The following is an 11,720-nucleotide window of genomic DNA, read 5'->3' as shown; positions in this document are numbered from 1 at the left end:
AAACATTGCTTAAAAAGAAAAGGTTGATAATCGGAATATTATAGGAAAGTAGTATCTTTGCCCCGCAAATAACGTAGGTTGTTTAACTTTAAAATTTTTAGAAAATGCCTGTAAAAATTCGTTTGGCACGTCATGGTAAGAAAGATTACGCTTTCTATCACATTGTCGTTGCAGATAGCAGGGCGCCACGTGATGGTAGATTTATCGAAAGGATTGGTTCTTACAATCCCAACACTAATCCTGCTACAATCGAGCTCAAGTTCGAAAAAGCACTTGACTGGATGTTTAAAGGCGCCCAACCTACCGACACTGTAAGGTCAATTCTTTCAAAGAAAGGCGTTCTTATGAAGAAGCACCTTCTTGAAGGTGTTAAGAAAGGCGCTTTTACTGCTGAAGTTGCAGAAGAGAAGTTCAACGCATGGGCTGCAGATAAGTCTAACAAGACTACTGCTGAGCTTAACCAGCTAACTCAGGCTAAGAACGACGCTAAGCGCGCACGTCTTGCTGAAGAGGCTAAGCAAAAGGAAGCAAAGGCTGCTAAGGTTGCCGAAAAACTTGCTGCTGCCGCTGCCGCTGCTGCTCCAGAAGCTGCTGCTGAAGAAACTACCGAAGAGGCTGCTGAATCTACTGAAGCTTAATCTTTGGATCTTATGCATTCAGGAAAGAGCAGTGTTGCAGAAGTTATTAAGACCTTTGGTGTAAACGGAGAATTAGTACTTAAGCTATATAGTAGCTTTCCTGAAGAGATTGACTTAGAGGAACCGGTTTTCATCGACATCGATGGAATCCCGGTTCCTTTCTATTTTAAAGCATTCCGTTTTAACGGAAAAAGCAAGGCTGTCGTTGTATTCGATGATTTTGAGTCGGAGCTGCTTGCCGAAGAGCTAATCGGAAAAATTGTTTTGTACGATGACGAACTCTTGGAAGATGAAAATGATGAGCCTTCGCCTTTCGATTTTGTAGGGTACAAGGTGCTAACCCACTGCGATACACCGCAAATGATTGGTACGGTTGAAGATTACTACGACTACCCAAACAACCCCCTGTTTCAAGTTCTTACTGCCGACGATCAGGAAATACTCCTTCCTGTAAACGAAGACTTTATTGTCGCTATTGACGATGAGCAAGAGGCTCTTTACGTCGAACTTCCCGAAGGCTTTCTTGATATTTTTGAAGAGTAGCATGTAACTTTTTTGTTACAGTTGTCGTCTTAGGTAAAAAACTACAGCTATGACAAAAAAGTTACTATTCTCATTAGGATTTTTGTTGATGTCCAGTGCCTTTTCTTTTGCACAGAAAGGACGAGTATATGTTGCGAATGATTTCGATGGAATTAATTTCTCATTACCAGTAGAGCTTAACGTCTCTATTGGGAGTAAGTACGAAGTAAAAGCTATTGGAACTTCCGATGATATAGATTGGATCGTAATCGAAAAGAATGGCAGTTCCTTAAGCATTAAGTCTAAGTCAAAGTTTGGACATCATCGTTTTGATCGAGAAACAAAACTTTACGTAACGCTTCCTCGATTGGAGAACCTATCATTGGCTGGTTCTGGTGATATTTACGTTAAGGGTGAGGTTGCTGTGAATACCTTACGGATTAATGTAGCAGGTTCTGGAGATGTTACAATTGAAAAAGTTTCGGTTGATAATTTTGATGTAAATGTTTCAGGCTCTGGGAATGTGAAAATTTCTAATCGTTCGTCAGCCAATAGTGCAGAGTATAAAATCGCGGGGTCGGGATCAATCTCGTCTCGTAACGTTGTGGCAAAAAGCGTAGAGGTTAACATTGCTGGAAGTGGCGATGTTAATACTTATGCTTCAGAGAATTTGTCTGTGAAAATTGCCGGGAGCGGTAATGTAGAATGCTTGGGAAATCCGAAAAATGTCGAAAAGGTTAAGTTTGGATCAGGAAGTATTTCAGTAAAATAGGTTTATAAGCCACATGAACTAAAATAGGCGAGCAATATTGCTCGCCTATTTTAGTTCATGTGCTCAAAGATTTTATTTTTGAGATCTTTCAGTTGATCTATTTCTTCAATTTTCTGCGGTTTGGCAATGTTTTCCTTGGTATTGCTATGTGTATATTTCTGACTTAACCTCCATAATAGCCCTATCAGTAAGAAAACAATGCTGGATAATACTAGTATTTGGTAGTTCATGGGTAATGATTGCAGCGCAAAGCATGTCGCAATTAACGCTACATTCGTGGCAAGGAGTATTGATGTTGAAGCCTTATGCGAAAAGCCTAAACGTAGCATAAGGTGGTGAATGTGTCTTTTGTCTGGATGAAAAGGTGATTGCCCATTTGCAATTCGTATAGAGAATACCCTAAGCGTATCAAAAATGGGGAGTACGAGGACGGACAAGGCTAGAACTGGAGCAAAATCAATGCTGAAAGGTCCATTACTTACCGAATTAATGTTGATAAATTTCAGCATTGCTGTAGTAATGAATAAGCCTAATACAAGAGATCCTGTATCGCCCATAAATATCTTGTTCGTATTCCCAAAGACATTGTAAAGGAAGAATGCCATTAAGGATCCAGCCATTGCGAAGCATAGCATTGCCCATGCAAAATGTCCAAGTAGGTAAAAGTCCACACCAAAAAATGTAGCAGCCAAGATTCCAAAGCCAGAAGCCAATCCATCAATCCCATCAATTAGGTTTACGGCATTGATTAATGCTATAAATATGAACATCGTGGATAGTACACTTGGCCAGTATGGGATGTCGTAGATGCCTAGAATCCCATCAAAGGATGTTAGCCTTACATCTCCCAAAAAGGTAATAAAGAAGGCTACAATAACTTGTCCTACAAGTTTTTTCTTGGCAGAGAGTACTAGAATGTCATCTTTTATTCCCAAGAAGAAAAGTATTAACATACCGAGGAGCAAGGAGTTAAACTCTGGAACAAAGTAGTATGATGCGAGCAATAGCGACGCCACTGCAAATCCGATGAAAATGCCTACGCCTCCTAATGTTGGTATTGCTTTTTTATGAGAAGTTCTGTTGTTTGGTTCGTCAACAAGATTCTTAAGTCGAGCTATTCGAATAACGACTGGAATAATTTTGTAGCTTGTGTAAAAAGCAATTAGGATGCTTATAAAGGGTGTAATATTTTTCATATTTGGTTTAATTCTTTATGATTTTAACTTCTCCTCCAAGTCCTAGTTCAATAATCGAAGGGGACTTGCAGTCGTATTGAATTGTTGCTATTGAAATTGGAATTTTTGATACAATTTCGTTGGGTACAGAGTCTAACGAAGTGGTAATTCTGCTATAATCTCCTGATGTAGGTAGAGCAAGCAATGGGAATTGCAGCTTTTGTAGAATATTAGATATGATACCTTCGGCAATAACCCTAAAGGGTGCTTTCCCCGTATTTGAAATAACCGCTTGAGGCAATCCGCATGCTGAAGGAAGTACTAAGATTAGAGGTGATATTGCTACGTTTAGTAGTTCCTCCGCAATTTCAGGAATTTCTTTGGTATACCTACCTATTTGGTCTATGTGTTTTACGATTATCGAATAGTTATGCGCTTTTGGTAGGTCGATCAGAGAGAAGGCTCTAATTACTGCATTCTCATTTGTCGCATCACAGACTATTTCGTAACCAGAATCGGTAGGAAGTAAACAAGTCTCCCCCTCTTTTAAGGCTTTTGTAATTGTATGAATATGTTCTTGATCTAGATTTTTCATGAATGGTTTGCTTCTTTGTGTATAAATCAATGTTAACGTAGATTTATAATTAGCAAATATATGGTTTTCTTGTCTAAAAGTCGATAGTAGTTAGGGTAGATTAAATCTAAACAGAGAATGCCCCGCCTTAAGGCGGGGCATTCTCTGTTTAACGAATATTTGGGTCTTTCTATACCGCTACATTAAAGTCCCTTAGTGCATCGTTAAGAGATGTCTTTAGGTCGGTGGTGGCTTTGCGCTTACCAATGATTAGTGCACAGGGTACGTGGTATTCGCCTGCAGGAAATTTTTTGGGATAGGTTCCTGGGATTACTACAGAGCGTGGAGGTACGTATCCTTTATACTCAACGGGATTTTCTCCTGAGACATCTATGATTTTTGTCGATCCAGTGATAACTACATTTGCCCCTAGAACCGCTTCTTTTCCTATATGAGCACCTTCAACAACAATGCAACGTGAACCAATAAAACAGCCATCTTCAACAATTACAGGAGCAGCCTGAACTGGTTCAAGAACTCCACCGAGTCCTACGCCTCCGCTAAGGTGAACGTGCTTCCCAACCTGAGCGCAAGATCCTACTGTAGCCCAGGTGTCAACCATTGTACCTTCATCAACATAAGCACCTATGTTTACATATGATGGCATCATTATGACGCCTTTAGCTAGGTAAGAACCGTGACGAGCAATGCCATGAGGTACAACGCGTACTCCAAGTTGTTCGAAGTTTTTCTTTAACGGAATTTTATCGTAAAATTCAAATGGCCCAACTTCGATAGTTTCCATTTGGGCTATAGGAAAATACATTAGAACGGCTTTCTTTACCCATTGATTAACAATCCAATTGTCTCCATCTTGTTGGGCAACACGGATTTCACCCTTGTCTAGATGCTCAATTACGGTGATAATTGCTTTTTTAGTACTTTCTTCACGGAGACGATCTCTGTTCTCCCAAGCATTTTCTACAATTTGCTGTAGCTCTTCAAAAGCCATGGCTGTAAAGTATTTGGTTTTTACGCTTTTTTCGGTGTGTAAGATACCGAATTTGGGCGATGTGTAAAATTCAAAAAAAGCTAGCTATTCCGAATAATCGCTTTCTGGAGTTTCTCTTTTTTTTATATAGAAGTCTACTATAACAGGATAGTGATCGGAGTACTTTACTCTTGGAGATGAGTATTTGTAGGCGGTAATCCTATTGTCCGAGAAAATGAAATCGATGCGCATGGTGGGGAGTAATCCGCTATGTGTAGATGCAAAGCCGTGCCCAACCTGGGTGAACGAATCTATCATGCGCCCTTTTATTGTATTGTAAGTGTACGAGTTGGGAAGATCGTTGAAATCGCCACAAAAAATTATTGGGTGAGTCGTGCTTTCAACTATTTGTTTTAAAGTATCTACTTGGTGTGCTCGTTTTATATAAGCACGACGTAGTTTTTGTGCTATAGTTTTTATGCTGTTTGTACTTAAAGTATTTCTTGCTATTCGTTCTCCTAGTTTGTGAGGCTTGTCGTCTTTTTTCAGTTTTATCGATTCGAGGTGGCTACAGAACACTCTTATAGTGTCGTTGCCAACATGTAAGTCTGCGTAAATTGTTGAGTTATAGGTGTCCTCTTTAAAGAAGATCTTTCGAGTTTTTATAATGGGGTATTTGCTAAATATGGCAACACCGAATTTGGCATTACGTTCTTTTCTCTTAGTTGTGTAGCGGATGTAGGTATAAGGATAGTTGCTTAGGTGTTTCTTAATTTTTCTTTCCGAAAGAGTTGGGGATAAGGTGAAAAACTCCTGAAAGCAAATGACATCAGCCTCTTTACTTTTGATGTATTCGAACATTTCTTTAAAGTTCCCGTTCTCTGATTCGTACAAGTTGAAAAGGTGGACGTTGTATGTCATAACTCGTATCTTCTCTACTCCATTAGGAGGCGTTCCCTTTTCGTTGAAACCAATGAATTTTGGGATATGCCAAATGGTGAAGAGCAGGGCTAGTATTGATATGGCAGCTTCTTTTTTCCAAAGAATAATCCAAAGAAGCATGAAGGCCATATTCAAAACTACGAGTAGCGGGAATGCCATTCCGACTAGTGCAATGGGCCAAAATGCTGCAGGGCTAATATAGCCAGCTATGCTGGCAAAAATAAGCGCAATTGCAGCAGTAAAATTGAAGATAAGAAGCAGTATAGCTATGAACTTTCTCAACTATTCGGGTCGTTTTTGAACTTAAAAAGTTTCTGCTTTTCCGCCTCTGTTAGGCTATCTAATCCTTTCTGAGATATTTTATCTAGCAATTCGTCGAGTTCTTTGCTGTTCGTTTTCTTTCTAGGTTGTATCTGAGGATTCTTGTAGGCGACTTTTATCCTACTTCGCTTTACTGGAATTTTTTTTATTCCACTGAGTATGCTCTCAAGCCATCCTAGTACGTTTTTGCCATTTCTACGGTAGGTGTATCCCCACAATGCACCTACGAATGCTCCTCCTAGATGCGCTATGTGTCCTCCTGCATTCCCAAAAGGAATCTGAATTAAGTCTATTACTAGATAGACGAGAGCTAGGTATTTAAGCTTTACCTCACCAATAAACATCAGCCATATTCTGTGGTTTGGTGAAAAGGATGCTGATCCAAAGGTAATAGCCATAATTGCGGCAGAGGCACCTAGTAGAATTGACGTTCCCTCATCGTAAAATACGGGAAGGCTGTTGTAGGCAAGTAGGTAGAATAACCCTCCAGAAATACCTCCTGCGATATACATCGAGGTAAGCTTTAGATTGCCGAAGAAATCTACAAATATTACTCCAAACCAGTATAGTACCAAGAGGTTGAATAGCGCATGTAAAAAGTCTAAGTGGTAGAACATGTAGGTGATTATCGTCCATGGATGTTTTGCTACGGCAATAGGATCAGATGATAGAGCCAGCATCTTGTCGAAAAATAGCGGCGTATGATCCGTAATGAGGTAGAATATTGCATTGTAAATACCTACAACAATAAATATGGCTATATTGATGTATATTAACCCTGCTAGGGCGCCATCTTTTGTGAGCGATAATCGAAGTCTGTTCCTAGACATTAGTACATTATGTTATGTTTTTTCCAGTAGCGTATAATAAAGAAACCTACAAGCATACCGCCTAGGTGAGCAAAATGAGCAATGCCTGGTTGCTTGCCGCTAAATCCAAAGTATAACTCTATTGCGGCAAAAATCATTACCATATACTTTGCTTTAATTGGAATAGGTGGAATTAGGAGCAGAAGCATCATGTTTGGGAAGAGCATACCGAATGCAAGTAGTACGCCGTATACAGAACCAGAGGCCCCAATGGTTATGCTGTTCTCGCGGGTTTCCATAATTGCGTAAACCGCCTTTTTTGCTTCATTAATATATGTAGTATCTTTAGGATGGTTGTACCAGCCATCTAAAAAAGCGGATATTTCTGATTTAGCACCAGGAGCATACGACTTTACAAAGTCAAAGAAAGTGTCGGGGCTCATGTTCGCGATTGCCTGTTCTGCACTGCTGCGCATCCATTCTATTTCGGCAATGGTAACAACAGAGTTCAGTAAAGAGGCTCCAATACCTGTAACAAGATAGTAAAACAGGAATTTCTTACCACCCCAAACTTGCTCAAGTATGCGGCCAAACATCCATAGCGAAAACATGTTGAAGAAGAGGTGTGTAATGTCGCCATGGAGGAAAATGTTGGTTACAGGCTGCCAAATGCGGAATGAACTTGAGTAGAATGAGTGCAACCCAAGTGCATCTATAATGTCGATGTTCATATTACCCAAAAACCAGGTAAGCAAGAGCATCAGAGCATTTATGATTATAAGATTCAGTACTACGGGAGGCGTACTTCCAATTCGATTCTGTTGAAACATGTTTTCCTTTTTTACTTAAAACGATTTTCTAATTCATCGAGCCCGAGGATGAACAACGTAGGTTTTCCTAATGGGCTAATGTTGGGGGACGAGCAGGCAAATAGCTTATCAAACATATCCTGCATTTCCAAAGCGTTCATTTGTTGTCCTGGCTTAATAGCTGATGCTATGGCCATCGATCTAGCTATTTTTGTTTTTGTGGATTCTTGTAGTTCTGCTTCTTCATTCTTCATCTCTTGAATTAAGTTCTCGAGAACTTGCCTAAAATTCTGATTTGAAAGCGATGCTGGGCTACCATGTATTGCAACAGTTTGGCTACCATTAGGTCTGATGTCCCATCCGATGCATTGTAGTTCGCTCACCATGCCTACTAGTAGCACGAAGTCGGATGGGTTTAGCTCTACAATTTGAGGGAAAAGTTCTTGTTGTACAATTCCAGTATGGTACTCGATTGCTGATAGGTAGTACTCAAATAGAATACGCTGGTGTGCTTTCGACTGGTCTATTATCATAACGCCAGATTTTACCGGAGTTAAAATATACCGTCCTTTAATCTGGAAAAAAATCTGATCGGTGCTACCTATATCTATTGTTTTTTGTTCTACTTCGGGCTCATCGTCGAATTCTATGAACGATGGAGATTTGTAGGTTTCAAAAGGATGGTTCTCGCTCGATGGAAATCCCTCGTATAGCTTTTGCCATCCTTTTGGGGCAGTATCTTTCCTAAACGAACTCCCATTTAGTGTTGGCACGCTATGGTTGTTGCTTTCTTCGAAGGGGTTGAACGAAGGGTTAATGTCTATTTCGGGCATTGTTACCGGATCGTTTTTCGAGAAAACAGGAATATCTATTACACCGTATGTGTCGAAGTCTATGGATGGTGATACAGAGAATTTGCCGATAGACTCTCTTACGGATGCGTTTAGAATTTGCCAGATGGCGCTTTCATCTTCAAACTTAATCTCCGTTTTTGTTGGATGAATGTTGATGTCGATAGCCGAAGGATCAACCTCGAGGTAAATGAAGAATGAGGGGTAGTAATCGTTTGGGGTTAGCTGTGCGTAGGCTTTAAATACGGCTTTTTGGAGGTATGAACTTTTAAAGAAGCGTCCATTGGCAAAAAAGAACTGTTCTCCAAGCGTTTTTTTTGCATGTTCTGGCTTGCCAATATACCCTGAAACCTTTACAATAGAAGTTTCAGTATTGATGTCTATAAGATTGTTGGTTATTGATTTGCCCATCAATCCAACAATTCGTTGCTTTAGGTTCGTTGCCGGAAGGTTGTAAACTTCGGTTCCGTTATTGATTAACGAAAAGGCTATCTCTGGGTGACAGAGCGCTACGCGCTGGAACTCATTGATGATGTGGCGCAGCTCAACGCTATTTGATTTTAGAAACTTACGGCGAGCTGGTACGTTGAAAAATATATTTTTTATCGAAAAAACAGATCCAACAGGACAGCTAATTGACTCTTGGGTTATTAGTTCTGATCCTGATATGACAATATGAGTGCCGAGTTCTGATTCTTCTTTCCGCGTCTTGAGATCTACCTCTGCAATTGATGCTACAGATGCAAGAGCCTCGCCTCTGAACCCAAATGTACTAATGCCAAATATGTCGTGAACCGACCGAATTTTCGACGTCGCGTGCCGTTCGAAAGCTAGGCGAGCATCTGTTTCGCTCATGCCAGAGCCGTTGTCTATTATTTGAATGAGCGTTTTCCCGGCATCCTTTATGATGACGGTTATGGCGCTACTTCCTGCATCAACGGCATTTTCTATAAGTTCTTTGATTGCTGACGCCGGTCGTTGAATTACCTCTCCTGCCGCAATTTGATTGGCGACGGAATCGGGTAGCAGCTCGATAATGTCAGACATTCTTTAGCGGTTTGTTAGAGATATTTTTGAATGAAATAGAGCACTAGGAATATTATAATCATCAGCACTAATCTGATGATTAATGTTTGCATCTTGTTCTTTTTTACATCCTTTCTTGAACTTTGAAACTGACGCTTCATGTTCCCTCGTATGGATGATCCTGGAACATAGCTTTCTTTGTCGGCATTCATTTCTTGTTCAATTAGCTTCACTCTCTCTTGCACTTCGTCTTTAATAGGATCGTAGTAGCGAGGCTTATAGTTAAAAGAGCGATGTTTTGGCAGCTTGAAAAATCTAAGTATCATCTTTTTCTTTGTTTATTGCAAAACTACCTAAAAATAACGATTCTTCCTTTTGTATGCTTAATATAGTATTAATAGATGTTGGATTTTGGCGCATTTTTGGAAACTGACGAGTAAAGAAAGATGCTATATGAGAGGATGGCTCTTTTCCAATACAACGTTGTTGTTAAAAAATATGTATGTATTTTTTGTTCAATATCAAAAAATACATACATTTATAGGGGTAACCATATTGTAATAAGTATGTTGGTAAAAGTATTTGGAAGTGCTGTGTATGGAATAAAGGCAACCACCATCACTGTTGAGGTTAATGTAACTTCGGGCGTTAACTTTTTTTTGGTAGGCCTGCCTGATAGTGCCGTAAAGGAGAGTCAGCAGAGGATAACGTCTGCGTTAATGACCAATGGCTTTAAAATGCCAGGGCATAAGATAATCATCAACATGGCACCTGCTGATATTCGGAAAGAAGGCTCGGCTTACGACTTGCCAATTGCCATTGGAATTCTAGCAGGATCGGAACAGATTGTGTCTGATAAACTCCATGAATATATTATAATGGGAGAGCTTTCTCTCGATGGAGGATTGCAACCAGTCAAGGGGGTACTCCCTATTGCGCTTCAGGCTGCTGCCGAAGGCTATAAAGGGCTTATTCTTCCTGTTCAGAATGCAAAGGAGGCTTCCATAGTTAAGGAACTGGACGTGTATGGAATGGCTAACATTCGGGAGGTTGTCGATTTTTTGTGCGGTAAGGGCAACTTTACTCCGGAAAAGTGCAATGTTGATGAAATGTTTTCCGAAACAGTAAACCACTACAGCGTCGATTTTTCGGATGTTAAAGGGCAAGAGAACGTAAAGCGTGCTCTCGAAATAGCGGCAGCTGGAGGGCATAATATTATAATGATTGGAGCTCCTGGTTCTGGAAAGACAATGTTAGCCAAGCGGCTACCTACAATTATTCCCCCTCTTTCGCTAGAAGAGGCCTTGGAAACCACAAAAATTCATTCAGTGGCTGGGAAGGTCGAGAAAAATGGAGGCCTCATTACGCATCGACCGTTTCGTGCGCCACATCATACCGTTTCAGACGTGGCATTGGTAGGCGGAGGTACATACCCTCAGCCTGGAGAGATTAGCCTAGCGCATAATGGAGTTCTGTTTCTTGATGAGCTGCCAGAGTTTAAGCGTGCTGTGCTAGAAGTTATGCGACAACCCTTAGAAGATCGGCAGATTACTATTTCGCGTGCAAAGTTTTCTATAGAATATCCAGCCAACTTTATGCTGGTTGCTTCCATGAATCCTTGTCCATGTGGTTTTCACAATCATCCCGAGAAAGAATGTGTTTGTCCTCCGGGGATGGTACAGCGTTATCTGAGCCGAATTTCGGGTCCTCTATTGGATCGGATAGACATTCAAATAGAAGTGGTGCCTGTTCCATTTGATAAACTTTCGGAACAGAGGTTGGCTGAATCTAGTGACGTAGTGAGGGAGCGAGTTATAAAAGCAAGGCTGATACAGCAAGATCGATTTTTCGGAGAACAGAATGTACATTGCAATGCAATGATGAGCAGCAGGTTAATTCGGAAGTACTGTAAACTCTCAGATGCTGGAATGGCCATTCTTAAAAATGCCATGGAAAAATTGGGACTCTCGGCTCGAGCCTACGACCGAATCCTTAAGGTTTCTCGAACGATTGCCGATCTCGAAGGATCCTTGGATATTAAGACGCACCATATTGCTGAGGCAATCAACTACCGCAGTCTAGATAGAAACGATTGGGCTGGATAGCTTACTGGTAGGTATCCCTTTTTCGTGCATTAATAAATTGTAAGGAAATGTGTGGACGCTGTGTGTGGTTTTATCATTAATCTCGTTGAGAAAAAGGGAAAAAGATCCGACTCAAGATGTCTCCAATTTTGGTGTAAATCTTTTTTGTTGATCGAGGGTTGAATCATTTTATCAATATCTTCGCA

The 11,720-nt window shown here is 40.5% G+C and carries 12 protein-coding genes; 4 read left to right on the top strand and 8 right to left on the bottom strand.

Features of this window, described 5'->3' with window-relative positions:
• The first annotated feature begins 104 nt into the window (after positions 1-104).
• The 3 genes from CLV25_RS02155 to CLV25_RS02145 are packed head-to-tail and all read left to right on the top strand — an operon-like array spanning position 105 to position 1,932.
• Entirely contained in the window at positions 105-638 is a 534-nt protein-coding gene (locus CLV25_RS02155; protein WP_131837989.1) for a 30S ribosomal protein S16, read from the top strand.
• A gap of 12 nt (positions 639-650) precedes the next feature.
• On the top strand, positions 651-1,181 hold the full coding sequence (gene rimM / locus CLV25_RS02150; protein WP_131837988.1) for a ribosome maturation factor RimM: 531 nt from the start codon (positions 651-653) through the stop codon (positions 1,179-1,181).
• Positions 1,182-1,230: 49 nt separating this feature from the next.
• Entirely contained in the window at positions 1,231-1,932 is a 702-nt protein-coding gene (locus CLV25_RS02145) for a head GIN domain-containing protein (protein WP_131837987.1), read from the top strand.
• Positions 1,933-1,982: 50 nt separating this feature from the next.
• Here the strand turns inward: CLV25_RS02145 and CLV25_RS02140 are convergent, their stop codons facing one another.
• The 8 genes from CLV25_RS02140 to CLV25_RS02105 form a co-directional block, all read right to left on the bottom strand.
• On the bottom strand, positions 1,983-3,128 hold the full coding sequence (locus CLV25_RS02140; protein ID WP_131837986.1) for a glycosyltransferase family 4 protein: 1,146 nt from the start codon (positions 3,126-3,128) through the stop codon (positions 1,983-1,985).
• A gap of 7 nt (positions 3,129-3,135) precedes the next feature.
• Positions 3,136-3,702 (bottom strand): Sua5/YciO/YrdC/YwlC family protein, encoded by a 567-nt coding sequence (locus tag CLV25_RS02135; protein ID WP_131837985.1) that lies wholly within the window; start codon positions 3,700-3,702, stop codon positions 3,136-3,138.
• A gap of 169 nt (positions 3,703-3,871) precedes the next feature.
• Positions 3,872-4,693: a 2,3,4,5-tetrahydropyridine-2,6-dicarboxylate N-succinyltransferase gene (locus CLV25_RS02130; RefSeq protein ID WP_131837984.1), complete on the bottom strand. Its 822-nt coding sequence runs from the start codon at positions 4,691-4,693 to the stop codon at positions 3,872-3,874.
• 84 nt (positions 4,694-4,777) lie between these two features.
• Complete coding sequence (locus CLV25_RS02125; RefSeq protein ID WP_131837983.1) at positions 4,778-5,896, bottom strand: endonuclease/exonuclease/phosphatase family protein; 1,119 nt, start codon at positions 5,894-5,896, stop codon at positions 4,778-4,780.
• Entirely contained in the window at positions 5,893-6,765 is an 873-nt protein-coding gene (locus CLV25_RS02120) for a rhomboid family protein (protein WP_131837982.1), read from the bottom strand. The genes CLV25_RS02125 and CLV25_RS02120 overlap by 4 nt, the downstream gene beginning before the upstream one ends.
• Positions 6,765-7,574 carry a rhomboid family intramembrane serine protease gene (locus tag CLV25_RS02115; RefSeq protein ID WP_131837981.1) on the bottom strand — a complete coding sequence of 270 codons (810 nt, stop codon included), beginning with the start codon at positions 7,572-7,574 and terminating at the stop codon, positions 6,765-6,767. The genes CLV25_RS02120 and CLV25_RS02115 overlap by 1 nt, the downstream gene beginning before the upstream one ends.
• Positions 7,575-7,585: 11 nt before the next feature.
• Positions 7,586-9,451: a DNA mismatch repair endonuclease MutL gene (mutL, locus tag CLV25_RS02110; RefSeq protein WP_131837980.1), complete on the bottom strand. Its 1,866-nt coding sequence runs from the start codon at positions 9,449-9,451 to the stop codon at positions 7,586-7,588.
• 14 nt (positions 9,452-9,465) lie between these two features.
• Positions 9,466-9,756, bottom strand: a complete 291-nt coding sequence (locus tag CLV25_RS02105; protein WP_131837979.1) for a hypothetical protein — start codon at positions 9,754-9,756, stop codon at positions 9,466-9,468.
• 240 nt (positions 9,757-9,996) lie between these two features.
• On the opposite strand from CLV25_RS02105, the gene CLV25_RS02100 reads away from it, so the two are divergent.
• Complete coding sequence (locus CLV25_RS02100; protein ID WP_131837978.1) at positions 9,997-11,535, top strand: YifB family Mg chelatase-like AAA ATPase; 1,539 nt, start codon at positions 9,997-9,999, stop codon at positions 11,533-11,535.
• Positions 11,536-11,720 lie beyond the last annotated feature (185 nt).

Source organism: Acetobacteroides hydrogenigenes (assembly GCF_004340205.1).
Taxonomy (GTDB): domain Bacteria; phylum Bacteroidota; class Bacteroidia; order Bacteroidales; family ZOR0009; genus Acetobacteroides; species Acetobacteroides hydrogenigenes.
This window is presented reverse-complemented; position numbering and strand designations above follow the sequence as displayed.